This is a genomic window from Macellibacteroides sp. (assembly GCF_050251695.1).
GTDB lineage: Bacteria > Bacteroidota > Bacteroidia > Bacteroidales > Tannerellaceae > Macellibacteroides > Macellibacteroides fermentans.
The window spans coordinates 1-15,603 of record NZ_JBFWMI010000077.1 but is presented as its reverse complement, the minus strand read 5'-3'; the positions used below and the strand labels follow the sequence as shown (position 1 = coordinate 15,603).

Below are 15,603 nucleotides of genomic sequence, written 5' to 3'. Positions count from 1 at the left end.
CCTATCCAGTACTTTGGTCCAACTGAAGTATGCGACGAGCCTACAAAAACATTGCAATTGGAATTGGCAAAGTAATTTGTATACGGTGCAAATAAAATAGAAAGGGCTTCCTGTAAAGGAGGCCCTTTTTTGATTCTACCTATTTAATAATGAACTTCTTTGTTGTTTGATTACCCGATCGGTCCAGAGCCGATAGGATATAAGCTCCTTTTGGATAATCTGCAATGGAAAAGGTGTGGTTGCCTGGTTCATCTATATTTTGTGTGGCCAGACAGTTTCCTTGCATAGAGAGTATTCGCAAAAAGGCAGGTTTTTTGCTCTGCACATGTAATACGTCATTTGCCGGATTAGGGAAAATATGAAAATCGGAATCAGAGTTAGAATCAATATTAATCCCAGTCTGTAATGCACCTTCAAGTACAAGCGTGTTTACGGAAAGAGGGAGAAGTGACAGTATGTATTCACCCTCTTGTGCTGTTGCGGCAGATTCTTTAACCGCATTCATTTCCCGCGACACGAAGGTTTCGGTCAGCCGGGGCAGATTACTTAACGTATAAAGCGGTTGTGAACTTCCGGAAGGGATGAAGCTGCCGAATCGTACCCTAACTTTCAGGGTCTCTGTTTCGGAACGGTTTACCAGCTGAACGGAGAGAGAATCGCCTCCGGAATTAATGGTGGCATAGGCCGATACCAATTCTTCCCGGCTTGATTCGGCCGGGATGGATAGTTTTTTATTGTACCGGGTGTTCAAATGTAGTACCTCATACATACCTGGCTTCCAGTCCCACGGGGTAAACAGCGTAACACCGTGTTTCATAAATTCGCCTAAATGGGAAGCATACCAGACTGCGGTAACGTTGGCATTGGATGACTGGATGCCTGTTTCGCATAAACCCAGACCGATTCCATGATTTTCTCCAAAATAGGTGGTAAGCCACTGGTTGCAACGGGCAAAGATATATTCTTGTGTAAGGCTGTTGTCCCATCCTCCTTTCAAGGTTTTAATACCGTTGGCTCCGGGATAAACATAGGTTTCGTCAAAGAAGATACGATGCAGCTGCAGAATCTGCCCGACCTCTGTTTCGGAGGGATAAAAGTGAATGCTAAGAACATCAAGCAACCGGAGCCCTGTCTTCTTCTCTTCTTCAGCACATCTTTTGATGAAATATTCAAGCCAACAATAATGTACTCCGTCAATTTTTGTATCCTGAGCATACTTGAACCATTGCCATTCGTTGGCCGTTACCGGACCAACCAACCGGATATCCGGGTCGGCGAGCCGGGCTTTCTTGGCAACTTCAAAATAACGCTGCATAAACTCGTCGGCACTACATTGAACCGGCATGATATCGTCGTGGGTACCATTCCAGATTTCGGGTTCGTTGTCCATGCTCCAGAAGCGGGTCTGTTCCTTGTTGATTCCTTTGGTTTTGTACCAGTAATCCAGTATGGCAACCGTAGAATCGGCGTTCCACTGCTGAAGATATAGATCGGGATTACCCTCTTTGGCGGCTTTATTACCTCCTCCGGCATCAGGTATTCCTCCTCCGGCAAGGTTCTGACTTACTCCGCTCCACCAGGCAGAGCGGTTATAATCCCAGTCGTTAAAATTAGAGGTGGAGACAGAGGCCGATTTGCCGATGAGTTGAAAGCCCCACATACTTTGCACCTGTGGTAACCGCCGGGTGAGCGACTCCATTGCATAATCCCAGTCGACTGTATATACATTGTTATACCAGTCCGGGTGGCTGGTTATTTTCTTACGCCAGTTGTACTTGGTAAGATTATTGCCTCCGCATGAGCGGATCAGGGTGACTCCGGCATCTTCCGTCTGTTTCCAGACAGCCTCGCTAACGGGTTGGGAGGGGTTTGTAGACAGCACATTGTTCATGCCATAGATATAAGGGGAAACAGGCGTGGGTGGTGCACCGGCACGGATATTGATAAGCACCTCTTCTTGTGCCCACGCGAACGAAAAGGGCAATAACAACATTGCCCAAATGGATTTTCTCATTTGATAATACAAATCTGGTTTTTACTCATTTTACTCGCAACAAATGTAGGATTATTCTTCAAATAATTCCGTATCTTTGACTCGATAAACAAAATAAAACCATTGCTATGTTTTCAGGAATTATTGAAGAAGCAGCACAGGTTGTTGCCTTGCAAACAGACAAAGGAAACCTGCACCTTACATTGAAGTGCTCGTTTGTGAACGAATTGAAAATTGACCAGAGTGTGGCGCACAACGGCGTTTGCCTTACAGTGGTGAGCCTTACGGACGACACCTATACGGTTACTGCTATAAAAGAGACACTTGAACGCTCCAACCTGGGAAAACTTGCCGTTGGAGATAAGGTGAACCTGGAACGCAGTATGATTATGAACGGCCGGTTGGATGGTCATATCGTTCAGGGACATGTGGATCAGACGGCTGTGTGTACCGATGTGAAGGAGGCAGATGGAAGCTGGTACTATACCTTCGAATATGCTTTCGACAAGGAGATGGCACAACAGGGATATATGACGGTTGAGAAAGGATCGGTTTGTGTGAATGGTGTAAGCCTTACGGTTTGCAATTCGCAGGCTAACAGTTTTCAGGTGGCTATCATTCCTTATACACACGACTTTACAAACTTCGGTCAGATTGTGAAGGGAACGGTTGTGAATCTGGAATTCGATATCGTTGGCAAGTACATCAGTAAGATGATGCAATTTAAATAAAGACGGGCTGATGAGAGACTTTCTTTCTTTGGCTTTGCAACGTCAGAGCGACCGGGCTTTCGATGCCACACGTCCTGTGGAAAAAGAAAAGCTGGAACGCATACTGGAAGCTGCCCGTATGGCACCTTCTGCATGCAATGCCCAGCCCTGGCATTTTATCGTGGTAGATGATCCGGAACTAAAAAACCAGGTGGCCGATGCTACTTCAAGTAAGTTGATCGGGATCAACCATTTTACCAAGCAGGCTCCGGTACATATTGTAGTGGTAGAGGAAAGTGTAAATCTTTCATCGGGTTTCGGCAGTCTGGTCAAGGATAAGAAGTTTGCCCATGTGGATATTGGTATCACAGCTGCCCACCTTTGCCTGGCGGCCGAAGATGAAGGATTAGGAACCTGCATAATCGGTTGGTTTAACGAATCCAAGGTACGTAAACTGCTGAATATTCCTTCGGGTAAACGTGTTTTGCTTGATATCGTGGTAGGATATTCGCTACAGCCCGACAGACCGAAAAAACGCAAAGAGAAGGATAAAGTAATCTCATTCAACTCATACGAATAAAAAGGGCGGGCGGATTTATACTCCGCCCTTTCTTTTTATCAGTTAAATGTTACATCGCCCTTTTAATAAAGAAATAAAAAGAGTAATTTTGATCCCCCAAAAGATTTAGAAATGGCAGATAGCAATAAGAATACAGGAAGAGGAAGACAAAAAGCAGCCCCGATACCCGATATGGGACGTTTACAACCCCAGGCAAAAGAGCTTGAAGAGGCTGTTTTGGGTGCGTTGATGCTGGAAAAGGATGCCTATTCCATCATCAGTGAAATATTGAAACCCGAGTGCTTTTATGAAAAGTCGCACGAGATGATTTTTTCAGCGATAGTAGACTTAGTTGCCAGTCAGCGGCCGGTCGACATGCTTACAGTAACGGAACAGCTTAAAAAGCGGGGTGAGCTGGATCTTGTAGGCGGACCTTTTTATATTTCGCAGCTTACCAGCAAAGTGGCAAGTAGTGCACATATCGAATACCACGCACGTATCATTGCTCAGAAATACCTGGCTCGCGAACTGATCAGCTTTACGGCACAGGTGCAAGGCAAAGCCTTTGATGAGACGATAGACGTGGAAGATCTGATGCAGGAGGCCGAAGGAAAGCTTTTCGAAATATCTCAGCGTAACGTAAAGAAGGATGTTACCCAAATCAATCCCGTGATAAAGGATGCGTTGGACATGCTTCAGAAAGCAGCCAACCAGAAAGAGGGTCTGAGTGGTCTGCGTACCGGATTCAATGCCTTGGATAAGATTACTTCCGGTTGGCAGAATTCCGACCTTGTTATTATCGCCGCCCGTCCTGCGATGGGTAAAACAGCCTTTGTTCTTTCTATGGCAAAGAATATGGCTGTAAACTTCAATATTCCTGTTGCCTTGTTTTCGCTTGAAATGAGCAACGTTCAGCTGGTGAATCGTATGATTGTGAACGTTTGTGAGATACCGGGTGAAAAGATCAAAAGCGGACGACTGGAAAGTTACGAGTGGGAGCAGCTCGACTTTAAAATCAAGGAATTGTATGATGCTCCGGTGTATGTGGATGATACGCCCAGTTTGTCGGTCTTCGAACTCCGTACCAAAGCCCGTCGCCTGGTTCGCGAACATGGAATAAAGATTCTGATTATTGACTACCTTCAGCTGATGAATGCAAGCGGTATGAACTTTGGAAGCCGCGAGCAGGAGGTGAGTATGATCTCGCGTTCGCTTAAAGGATTGGCCAAGGAGTTGAATATCCCCATTATTGCCCTTTCTCAGTTGAACCGTGGTGTGGAAAACCGTCAGGGTGCAGAAGGTAAACGTCCGCAGTTGGCCGACTTACGTGAGTCCGGTGCCATCGAGCAGGATGCGGATATGGTTTGCTTTATTCACCGCCCCGAATATTATAAAATTACGGAAGATGAGCGGGGTAACTCTCTGATCGGTCTGGCCGAGATTATTGTGGCCAAGCATCGTAACGGTGCCACAGGAGATGTACGTCTGCGTTTCAAAAGCGAGTTTGCCAAGTTTATGAATGTGGATGAAGACGTGTCGATCCGCGAATTCAGCTCCGGTATGAATGGCGATATGAACGGAATTCCTCCTATTCCTCCTGCCGGAAACGATTTCTTATCAGCCGGAGTAAACAACGAAATGCCTTTCTAAAGGTATTTCGTTCCTAAAAAATGGGAGAGGCTATTCGCAATTCCTCAATTTGTTTTTATCCAGAATGGTTATGGTCCGGGCACTTGCAGTAAGGATGCCCTCATCCTCCAGTTCCGAAATGGAGCAGGCCAGCGATTGTCTGCTTACGCCAAACTTCTCCGACAATTCCTGACGCGATTCCTTTATGCGTACTTTCAGTGTATTGTCTTGTGCCATAGAGGCGGAAAGCAGATAGGCGGCTATCTTACCGCGTAAGGTTTTAAGCGACAGGAACCGTATCTTTTCACTTAAAAAGCGGTTGATGTCTGATATGGAGCGGATAAAGTTCAATAAAAGCTTCTCGTTGCTTTGCATGGCTTTTAGAAAGGTGGAACGACTGACGGAGAATAGTACAACCTCCTTTTCAATAAGAACGTTTACCGGATACACGTTGTGCGTAGCAAACAGGATAGCCGGAGCAACCACCCGCCCGGGACCAATTTTATCGATCTGAACAAATTTGCCGGATGATGCAACCATACGGGCAATCAGGTTACCGCTGATCACCACCATCAGATCTTTACATCGGTCGCCGCTGAGGGCCAGAATGTCATCCTTGTTATACCGGTTTATCTTGTAATAAAGATTGTCCAACAGTCCGGTCAGCTCCTGAGTTGTAAAGCCTGCAAAAAGATCTGACTGCAATAATGTGTTTATTTCTTTCTCGTCCATTTTGTTGATTCCTGTTAAAAACCAAAATAATTTCATCAATGTAACATATGTTACTGTTTCAGGGTTCATAATAATCGAACTTTGTATCAACAAAATAGAATTCGTACCCATAAAATTCAGACATATGAAAGAGTATAAAAGCATGTCGGTAGGACAGATCGTGGCAGATCGTTTCGATAACGCCACCGTGTTTAAAAAATATGGAATTGATTTTTGCTGCGGAGGCGAGATCTCATTCGCCAAAGCCTGTGAAAAGGCGGGTGTAAGCATGGATGTTTTAATTCGGGAGATGGAACAACAAGGAGCTTCGACATCCGAAAGCATCGATTTTAAGAGCTGGCCTCTGGATTTGTTGGTCGACTATGTATTGAAAATCCATCACCGTGGAATTCGCGAGAAAGGTCCCCGGATATTCGAGTTACTCAATAAGGTAGCCAATGTACACGGCGACAATCATCCCGAACTGTTGGAAGTGAAGCATCATTTCTACGAATCGCTGGTTGATTTAAACCAACACCTCGAAAAAGAAGAACAGGTATTGTTCCCTTATATTTATGAGATGGCCGAGGCTAAATTAAACAACCAGCCTCAGGTTGATTTTCATTGTGGCAGTGTGGAATATCCTATATCAGCCATGATGGGAGAGCACGATGCAGAGGGAGAGAGATACCGTCTGATCGCCTCGCTTACCAACAACTATACAGCTCCTGCCGATGCATGCGGCAGTTACCGTCTGCTATTGCAGATGCTGCAACAATTTGAAACAGATTTACATACGCATATACACGTGGAAAACAATATTATTTTTCCACGGGCAATTGAACTTGAGAAGGGTTTTTGATTTTGGTTTTTTGAGTATTAAAGGGTGGTTAGAAGACAGATAATGAAATTCATTATCTGGGGTATCTGTAGTCAGACCGGTTAACCGGTTCACTACAGATACTTTATTTTATGCAGGTTTATACATTGGTTTTATCCCTTTCGTCGCTTTCGGCACCTAAAAGTAACTTCTTATAGCTTACATCTACGCCAAAAGCTCCCAAAGGTGCGGTAATCAGGATGGCAAGCACCGCCACAGTGAGCACAATCTTCCCGCACGATAGTCCCAAGGCAAGCGGAATGGAACCAATCGCCGCCTGTACGGTGGCCTTTGGCATATAGGCAATCATACAGAAGATACGTTCTTTGGTGGTGAGAGGCGTTTTCAGTAAACTTACATACACTCCGGCAAGGCGGAAAATCAGCACGCCAAAGATAAGCAGTACGGCTGCAAAGCCTGCCGCAACTGCATATTTAATATCTACAGTGGCACCTACAAGTACGAAAAGTAAAATCTCCGCACCTACCCATAATTTATTGAACTTGGCCGATAAACGCTGGGCTAAGATTCGATAGGTCTTTAATAATGTGGCACTCATGCCCATAACGGCCAACAATCCCGACAGGGGTACAATTCCTTTTAGCTGTTTTTCGAGGGCAACAAACAGAAAGGATATACTTAACAGAATAAGAACTTTGATAGAGTCTCTTAAATGAAACCGTTTGAAATAGACACTCAGCAACAGCCCGAACAATACACCTGTTGCCAGACCGGTACTAATGGCGACGGGAATTTCGATGAAGCTGGTTGCAGATACTTCTCCTCCCGATAGCAAACCGGTAAAGGCTGTGAATAAAACAATTACAAAGACATCATCCACCGAAGCGCCTGCCATGATAAGTTGCGGTATGCTTTTCTTCGTGCCTATTTTGTTTTCCATCAGGAACAACATTTTGGGTACGATAACAGCCGGCGATACGGCTGCAATAACCGTTCCCAGCAATGCTGCTTCCAATACAGATATTCCCAGAAGGGTAGGAGCCAGCAATATCATTCCGGCAATCTCGAAACAGGCAGGAACAAAACACATCAGGAATGCCGGTCGGCCTACCTTTTTCAAATCATCCAGATCCAATGCCAGTCCGGCGCGGGTAAGAATAATAACAAGTGCAAGCTGGCGTAAATCGGCTGAGATGGAAAGAATGGACGGACTAAGTAGATTAAGTACATACGGTCCGAGTATAATTCCGGTAAACAACATACCCAGTAAAGCCGGAAGTTTTAATTTGGAAAAAATGTAGCCCAGAGACAGGCCCAATAAAAAGATGTAAGCTAAACTTGTCAACATAGCAAATGCTCTCTATTTAGAGTTAGGTAGGTATCATCAGCCTTTTGGGCGGTTTCGGGCAGATTCCATTGCCAAATTTTCTGCAAAAGTAGTCGTATTTTTTAATGTAGCCAACAGGTTCGGAAAATTAAAACACTATCTTTGCAAAATAACGTTGCAATTGAAATTATATAATGATGAAGATTGATGTGTGTTTTACACCCGCCTTGTATCCCTTCTACCATACTGCTGACGCCGTTGTGGTGGTGGTCGATATTTTCAGGGCAACAACCACCATGTGTGCCGCCTTCGAGAATGGCGTGCAAAGCATGCGTCCGGTGGCAACACTTGGCGAAGCACGTGCCTATAAATGGCAAGGCTGGCTGGTAGGTGCGGAACGTAATGTAAAGCGTTGCGAGTTTGCCGATTTTGGAAATTCTCCTTTCGATTACCCTACCGATAAGGTCCTGAATAAAAAAATTATATTTACAACCACCAACGGTACCCGAGCCATAACAACAGCCTCCGAAGCCTACCGGGTGGCTGTTGGCGCATTTAGCAACCTGGCTGCGGTAACAAAATATTGTCTGCACCATAAACACAATGTGATTGTACTCTGTGCAGGATACAATGATCGGTTTAACATAGAAGACTCTTTGTTTGGAGGAGCCCTGGTTTCGTCGCTGTTGGAAACGGGCGAATTTGAAACCGGATCGGATGCTGCCGTGGTTGCATACGAAATGTGGCAGAGTCAGAAAGACGATATGATCGGCTTTATCAACCGTTCGGAGCATATCTGGCGATTGAGGGCAAACGGACTGGAAGATTCGGTTCCCTTCTGCCTTACTCTTAACACTACTCAGAAAGTTCCCGAGCTGGTGATGCTGGGTGGTGTACTGGAGCTTTTTCCGGCCTCCTTTTAATGCTGGTTTTTCTTTTTACTAAAATACTAACATACTAAATTCTTTATAAGGATGAACACAACTACAGATAAAATTCGTTTTGGAGTAGTCGGTACCAATTTTATTACTGACTGGGTGATTGCCGGAGCACGACAAGACAGTCGGTTCGAGCTGGTGGCCATATGTTCCCGTAAAGAAGAAACCGGACTTGCTTTTGCAAAAAAGCATGGGATTCCCTATACATTTACTTCCCTCGAAGAGATGGTGACGGGGTCGTTGGTGGATGCAGTCTACATAGCATCGCCCAATTACAAACATGCGGAGCAGGCTATGTTGTGTATGCGACATGGTAAACATGTACTCTGCGAGAAAGCATTTGCTTCCAATGCTCACGAGGTGAGACAGATGATTGCGGCTGCAAAAAGTAACCATGTCGTATTGATGGAGGCAATGAAGCCCACGCTTACACCTAATTTTCTGGCAGTAAAGAACAATCTTGAAAAGATTGGGAAGGTGAGGCGTTATTTTTCATGCTATTGCCAGTATTCGTCAAGATACGATAAATTTAAAGAGGGTATTGTACTGAATGCCTTCAAACCCGATATGTCTAATGGAGCCCTGGTGGATATTGGTGTATATACGATTTATCCCATGGTTGTATTGTTTGGCAGACCTAAATCAATTACGGCAAACGGGATAAAGTTGTCGTCGGGTGTGGACGGACAAGGAGTGGTTTCCTTCGAATACGATGGTATGAATGCCACGGTGCTCTATTCCAAAATAGCTAATTCGTCTCTACCTACCGAAATTCAGGGAGAAGAGGGTAATATTACCCTGGATAGGATAAACATTATAGGAGATGTAACGTTATCGTATCGTTCCGGTAATAAGGAGGTGCTTACCCAACCCGATCTGAAAGACGATTATTACTATGAAATATGCGAATTTATCAATGTGATCTGTTCCGGGAAGATGGAATCGGACGTAAATAGCCATTCGCATTCGCTTATCACCATGGAGATTATGGACGAAATCCGCCGTCAGCTTGGGGTGGTTTATCCGGCCGACCGGATTAAGTAGCCGTTGCACCTGTAATGTAATCGTCATATTTGTTGCATGGAATGTGACAACTTGTACACATAATTGAAATATCGGGCCTCTACTTTTGCATCGTAATCAAATTGGATGATGTTAAAAGTATGAAGACGATACGTAACAGGCTACTATTACTCCTTGCCGGAGTGTTTCTTTCTCTCACAATCAATGCGCAGACGGGTGTTATTTGCGGAAATGTTTCGGATGCAAAATTAAACGAACCTCTTATTGGTGCTTCTGTTGTTATCAGCGGAACAACAACGGGGGTGGTTACGGATTTAGATGGTAATTTCCGTATCGAAAATGTTACTCCCGGAACGTATGCTGTTTCTGTTTCTTATGTGTCATACCAGACACAGGTTATTCCTTCCGTGAAAGTGGTTGCCCGTCAGGAGGCGGTTGTGAATGTAAAATTGTCGGATGCCGACTTACAATTACAAAATGTGGTGGTGGTTGCCCAACGTAAGCTGGGGACTGAAATGGCTGTGCTTAATACGGTGCGGAACAGTCTGCCGGTTATGAACGGAATCTCCTCGCAGCAGATTGCAAAGACACAAGACAGCGATGCAGCCGAGGTATTGAGACGTATACCGGGTATCACCATTATTGACGACCGGTTTATTGTTGTAAGGGGTTTGGCCCAAAGGTATAACAGCGTATGGCTGAATAATGCGACCACTCCTTCCAGTGAAACAGACAGCAGGGCCTTTTCTTTTGATGTGCTGCCCTCGTCACTTATTGATAACATGATGGTGTATAAATCGCCTTCTCCCGAATTACCGGCCGATTTTGCCGGTGGATTTGTGAGGGTGATGACCAAAAATATTCCGGATGGAAACAGTTACTCGTTTCAATATCAGGCCGGATTCAATACCAATGCTTCTTTTAAAACGTTTAAGCTGACCAACCGGTTGGGCGCCGATTTCTTTGGGTTCGGTGCAGGAGGACGTATGCTTCCCGGAAATGCTCCGGCGCATCTTAACGATGTCTCTCCGGAAACGGCTGCAGCTTTCACCAAACAAATCAACCAACGTTGGGGGGTGAAGACTTTCACCGCACTGCCCGAACAGAAGCTGTCGTTTACCATGAACCGTAGTTTCAATATGGGCGATATGCGTATCGGGAATGTTACCTCCGTAAACTACAGTACGGGATACGATTATTATGAGATGGAGAATAACCGTTATCAGTCGTACGACATGGTTAATAACACTTCTCGTTACGACAACCATTACTTCGACGAAGCATACAAAAATACAACCAAGCTGGGAGCCTTGTTCAACTGGTCGCTGCTGGCGGGTAATTCAAAATATGAATTCAGGAATTTCTTTAACCAACGAGGAACCTCTTCTTTAATTCAGCGCGAGGGTACCGATTATTATTCTGATTTGGATGTTCGCTACTGGGAGTCGTTGTATACGGGCAGAACTACCTACAGCGGTCAGCTTAGCGGCGAACACCGGTTTGCCGAGGATGTAAATAAACTGGACTGGACAGTCGGTTACAGTTACGCCAATTACAATGAACCCGACAGAAAGGATGTGTATTCGAAACGTAACCCGGATGGAAGCGCGATGCCTTATCGGGTGGACGAGGCCAAGCGTTATTACCAGGAGCTGAACGACAACGGTTTTTCTGCCGGTACGAATTACGAACACAAACTGAAGGTGAACGATCTGTTTTCGCCGGTTATTTACGGGGGACTGTACGGCGAATACAAAACACGTGATTTTAAGGCTCGCCGGTTTGGATACAATATGTTGGGTAACGGATACGACCGGAACGCCGACTGGGAGTACAGTCATCTGTTTACAAGTTCCAACATGGGGGCAGATAAGATTTATATGATTGAGAATACCAATAAGAGTGACTCTTATACTTCTGATAATTTTCTTGGCGCAGGTTATGTGTCAGCCCGACTTAACTATGGAGAGAAGCTGAATGCCAATGTGGGTGTGCGGGTGGAATATTATAACCTGAAACTGGATGGCTACGAGCCCGACGGTGTTAAGCCTGTAAATCTGGATCAGAGTACAACCGACCTTTTCCCTTCGGTAAACGTGAGCTATAACTTTAACGAAAAGCATCAATTGCGTCTGGCTTACGGACGTTCGGTAAACCGTGCCGAATTTCGCGAGATCGTTCCCTATGTTTATTACGATTTTGAACGTTTTGCCAATATCTCTGGAAATGCCCAACTGAAAAATGCCTATGCAAATAATTTGGATATCCGTTACGAGTTTTATCCTTCGGCCGGCGAAACGGTCAGTCTGGGTGGTTTCTATAAAGGGTTTAATGATCCTATCGAGCAGACTTATCACGAGGCTGGATCGGGTGTGCAGTATACATTCATGAATGCCGACCGCTCCGAGGCACTGGGACTGGAGCTGGATGTAAAGAAGCAGCTTGATTTTATCGGGTTGAAAGACCTGAGCTTTGTCTTCAACGGAGCTATCATCCATAGCAAGGTCTATTTCGAGGAGGGCTCTTTCGAGCGCAACCGACCCATGCAGGGACAGTCTCCTTACCTTATCAACACCGGTCTTTTCTATCAGAACGACAACAGCGGACTATCGGCATCGGTATTGTTCAACCGTATCGGTAAACGAATCGAAACGGTGGGTATACCTAAGCAAAACCCTAACGACGATATTCCGGATGTTTACGAGATGCCCCGTAACTCACTGGACCTTAGCTTTTCAAAGAAGATTGGCAAGATGGTTGAGATTAAAGGGGGAGTAAAGGATCTGCTTAATGCAAAGATCACCTATAATCAATTTTTAGATATAACCGACCCTGCAGGAAATACGCAGACTGTTAATCAGCTTATTCGCTCATACAGACCGGGTGTTACTCTGAATGTGGGTGTTTCTGTAAAATTTTAAAATGAATTTCCTATACAAATTTAATTAGTTTATGAGTATGAACAGATTGTTATTAAAAGGAATGGCTTCAATATTTATGATGGCCACTTTATTTGGGAATGTTTCGTGTAGTGATTCGGACGAAGAACCAATCGCTGTTGCCGTAACGGGCGTTAAGGTAGATAAGGAATCGGTTGCTATTAAACCGGATGCCGAAGTAACCCTGGTTGCTACGATCACTCCGTCGGATGCTGCCAATAAGGAGGTTAGCTGGACATCTTCAAATACCGGTGTGGCGTTGGTCGATAATACAGGGAAAGTGAAAGGTGTGGCCGAGGGTGAAGCTACGGTAACCGTAAAAACGGCTGATGGCTCTTTCGCAGCTTCAACAAAGGTTACAGTTGATATAAATGCAGGTGAAACCGGTAAGGCTGTGGTTCTTAGCGGCGAAATTAAGGAAAATATTACCCTCCGCAGTATAGACCAGAACTTATTGAGAGGTTTTGTATACGTTACCAGTGGTGCTACCATTACCATACAGCCGGGTACGGTGGTGAAGGGTGAAAAGAGCAGCAAGGGTACCTTGATTGTTGAGCCGGGTGGAAAGATTATTGCCGAAGGGAAAGCCAATGCTCCGATTGTATTTACTTCAGATCAGCCTAAGGGTTCTCGTAACTATGGCGACTGGGGTGGTATTGTTCTGGCTGGTAAAGCTCCGGTAAACACAGGTACCAATCCGCAGATTGAAGGTGGTCCGCGTACTACTTACGGGGGTACAGTGGCCGACGATAATTCGGGTATTCTTAAGTATGTGCGTATTGAGTTCCCTGGTTTTCCATTGGAACCTAACAAAGAGTTGAACGGTCTTACCATGGGTGGGGTTGGTAGTGGTACTACCATCGAATATGTACAGGTATCTTATTGTGGCGACGATTCATTCGAATGGTTTGGTGGTAAGGTGAATGCCAAGCACCTGATTGCTTATAAGGGTTGGGATGATGAGTTTGATACGGATTATGGTTACCAGGGTAAGCTTCAGTTCCTGCTGGGTGTTCGCGACCGTGACCGTGCCGATACTTCTAAGTCCAACGGTTTTGAATCTGATAACGATGCTTCCGGTTCAGGTAACTCACCACTTACAACTCCCGTGTTCTCTAACGTAACCTTGATTGGTCCGTTGTATGGCAACTCGGTTGGTAAAGCTGATGCCGAAATTCTATATAATACAACCGATGCAGCTAACGGAGCAAAGGGTGGTCAGTATCAATGTGCAATGCATATCCGCCGTAATTCGGCTCTGCAGGTTCACAATTCCGTATTTACCGGATGGCCTTATGGCTTGTTCCTTGATAAAGCCAACAGTGCGGCTGCTGTGAAAAACGTAGTATTTGCCGGTATGTGGAAAGAGGCTAAGGATGATGCCAGTGCTTCTTATTTCTTAACTGCAGGCTTGGGTAACAGCTCTTTTGCTTCTACAAACGATGTGATTAAGACAAACGGTCTTTATTCGTCGGTAGATGCAGCCAAAGTTGCAGGAGCAAGCTTTACGGATGCTGCCATCAGCGATTCATTCTTCACCAAAGTTAATTACAAAGGTGCGTTCGACGGCACAAACGATTGGACTGCAGGTTGGGCCAACTGGGATCCACAGAATACAGATTATTAATTGAGATACAGAAGAAGGCAGTTGGTTGCAGTGTCTTTTATACGAGACCTGAGGCCTGCTGCCTTTTCCCGCAGATAAAAATAAAGGTTCGTTTTACCTTACGCATACAGATATGATAAAGAATTTAATGATAACATCGGCCTTATTGATGGGAGGGAGTACCTATGCTTTTGCACAGGACTTGTTTCTGAATGAAGGTCAGTATTATACCGACGAAACGCAGACTACCTTGTATACAGGAAGATATACCGAGTTTTACGAAGATGGCATGCTTAAGATGGAGCTGCAGCTGGAAGACGGTCGTCCGCAAGGTACATACGTGGTTTACTATCCTGATGGTAAGATTGCCGAAGTGAGGGCATATTACAAGGGGCAGTTTCATGGAACATGGCGCACTTATAATGAGGCTGGCGATTTGGTGGCCGAGGCTAATTACCGCGACGGACTAAAAGACGGTCCCTGGAAGGTATGGAATGATCATGGAGTGTTGCGCTTTGAAATGTTTTACGACAAAGGTCGCAAGTCAGGTATCTGGCGTACCTGGGATGATGATGGTAAGTTGCTGACCGAACAAAAGCAGGATTAAGGAATTGTTCTTTAATCTTTAGCCGTAACCCGGTTATGAATAAAGATTAAAGATACCGGATACATAGCTTGCGCCCATGGGGCCGATAAATTAGGCCCATGGGCGCATTTTATCGCCTCCATGGGCGCAATATTTTAACCAAGGTACTTTTAAGCTTAATATCCCCAACTTTCAGGCTTAATAGTGGATACTTCCGGATTTAAAAAAAGGTATCTCATTCGTTGAGACACCTTCTGTATGTTTATTTGTTATGGTAATCTTACGGATAATCTTATTCATTGTCGGTATCGAAGTCGAAATCGAAATCAAAATCGTCCATAGCATCGGGTCCGGCAAACTGTTCCAGCTCCCTGCGGTCCTTCTTAGTTGGGCGACCCATACCTTTAGCTCGATCTACAAACCCGGAAATTCTGTTCAGTTCCAGAATCTCGTACTGATCGGCGGTGGTTACATTTTCCAGATACTGTGGAACCATTTTGGCACCCATCCGTCTTTCTGTTACCTCAAGCACTTTAAAAGAGTAGGTGATAGGGGGCTTGCGTACCTGAATTACATCTCCCACTTTAATCATTCGGGAAGCCTTTACATTTACCCCCTGAATCATTACTCTGTTCTTTTTACATGCTTCTGCAGCGATGGTACGTGTTTTGAAGATACGGGTGGCCCACATCCATTTATCAATCCTTACCTCTGCCATATCCTATGTTTATTTATTGTTGT

General features: G+C 45.0%; 13 protein-coding genes and 1 riboswitch. Of the genes, 9 read left to right on the top strand and 4 right to left on the bottom strand.

The features are described 5' to 3' along the window. Window positions 1–139 precede the first annotated feature (139 nt). Window positions 140–2,014 (bottom strand): glycoside hydrolase family 44 protein, encoded by a 1,875-nt coding sequence (locus tag AB7E53_RS11290; protein WP_446775721.1) that lies wholly within the window; start codon window positions 2,012–2,014, stop codon window positions 140–142. A gap of 107 nt (window positions 2,015–2,121) precedes the next feature. Between AB7E53_RS11290 and AB7E53_RS11285 the strand changes: the two genes are divergently transcribed. From AB7E53_RS11285 to dnaB, 3 genes are all read left to right on the top strand, one after another. Continuing rightward, complete coding sequence (locus tag AB7E53_RS11285) at window positions 2,122–2,724, top strand: riboflavin synthase (protein WP_079681917.1); 603 nt, start codon at window positions 2,122–2,124, stop codon at window positions 2,722–2,724. A gap of 10 nt (window positions 2,725–2,734) precedes the next feature. Continuing rightward, window positions 2,735–3,283, top strand: coding sequence for a nitroreductase family protein (locus tag AB7E53_RS11280; protein WP_068178296.1), 549 nt, complete (start codon window positions 2,735–2,737; stop codon window positions 3,281–3,283). A 111-nt stretch (window positions 3,284–3,394) separates the two neighbouring features. Further along, window positions 3,395–4,912, top strand: coding sequence for a replicative DNA helicase (dnaB, locus tag AB7E53_RS11275; RefSeq protein WP_068178293.1), 1,518 nt, complete (start codon window positions 3,395–3,397; stop codon window positions 4,910–4,912). A gap of 30 nt (window positions 4,913–4,942) precedes the next feature. Here the strand turns inward: dnaB and AB7E53_RS11270 are convergent, their stop codons facing one another. Beyond that, window positions 4,943–5,692: a Crp/Fnr family transcriptional regulator gene (locus tag AB7E53_RS11270; RefSeq protein WP_446775719.1), complete on the bottom strand. Its 750-nt coding sequence runs from the start codon at window positions 5,690–5,692 to the stop codon at window positions 4,943–4,945. Window positions 5,693–5,747: 55 nt separating this feature from the next. On the opposite strand from AB7E53_RS11270, the gene ric reads away from it, so the two are divergent. Continuing rightward, window positions 5,748–6,464, top strand: coding sequence for an iron-sulfur cluster repair di-iron protein (gene ric, locus AB7E53_RS11265; protein ID WP_446775717.1), 717 nt, complete (start codon window positions 5,748–5,750; stop codon window positions 6,462–6,464). Between the two features lie 118 nt (window positions 6,465–6,582). Here the strand turns inward: ric and AB7E53_RS11260 are convergent, their stop codons facing one another. Then, window positions 6,583–7,791 carry a cation:proton antiporter gene (locus tag AB7E53_RS11260; protein ID WP_446774722.1) on the bottom strand — a complete coding sequence of 403 codons (1,209 nt, stop codon included), beginning with the start codon at window positions 7,789–7,791 and terminating at the stop codon, window positions 6,583–6,585. A 20-nt stretch (window positions 7,792–7,811) separates the two neighbouring features. Further along, window positions 7,812–7,873: riboswitch (Fluoride riboswitch) on the bottom strand. Between the two features lie 91 nt (window positions 7,874–7,964). On the opposite strand from AB7E53_RS11260, the gene AB7E53_RS11255 reads away from it, so the two are divergent. The 5 genes from AB7E53_RS11255 to AB7E53_RS11235 all read left to right on the top strand — a co-directional run bounded on the left by AB7E53_RS11255 (window position 7,965) and on the right by AB7E53_RS11235 (window position 14,883). Then, a complete protein-coding gene (locus AB7E53_RS11255) occupies window positions 7,965–8,693 on the top strand; it encodes a 2-phosphosulfolactate phosphatase (RefSeq protein ID WP_350455739.1) in 729 nt (242 codons plus the stop codon). Between the two features lie 51 nt (window positions 8,694–8,744). Beyond that, entirely contained in the window at window positions 8,745–9,752 is a 1,008-nt protein-coding gene (locus AB7E53_RS11250; protein WP_446775714.1) for a Gfo/Idh/MocA family protein, read from the top strand. 119 nt (window positions 9,753–9,871) lie between these two features. Then, on the top strand, window positions 9,872–12,652 hold the full coding sequence (locus AB7E53_RS11245) for a TonB-dependent receptor domain-containing protein (protein ID WP_446775712.1): 2,781 nt from the start codon (window positions 9,872–9,874) through the stop codon (window positions 12,650–12,652). Between the two features lie 37 nt (window positions 12,653–12,689). Further along, complete coding sequence (locus AB7E53_RS11240) at window positions 12,690–14,297, top strand: Ig-like domain-containing protein (RefSeq protein WP_446775710.1); 1,608 nt, start codon at window positions 12,690–12,692, stop codon at window positions 14,295–14,297. Window positions 14,298–14,409: 112 nt separating this feature from the next. After that, entirely contained in the window at window positions 14,410–14,883 is a 474-nt protein-coding gene (locus AB7E53_RS11235; RefSeq protein ID WP_068178873.1) for a toxin-antitoxin system YwqK family antitoxin, read from the top strand. A gap of 271 nt (window positions 14,884–15,154) precedes the next feature. Here the strand turns inward: AB7E53_RS11235 and AB7E53_RS11230 are convergent, their stop codons facing one another. Further along, the gene (locus AB7E53_RS11230) at window positions 15,155–15,580 is read right to left on the bottom strand and encodes an RNA-binding S4 domain-containing protein (protein WP_068178277.1); all 426 of its coding nucleotides are present in this window, start codon (window positions 15,578–15,580) and stop codon (window positions 15,155–15,157) included. Between the last annotated feature and the right edge of the window lie 23 nt (window positions 15,581–15,603).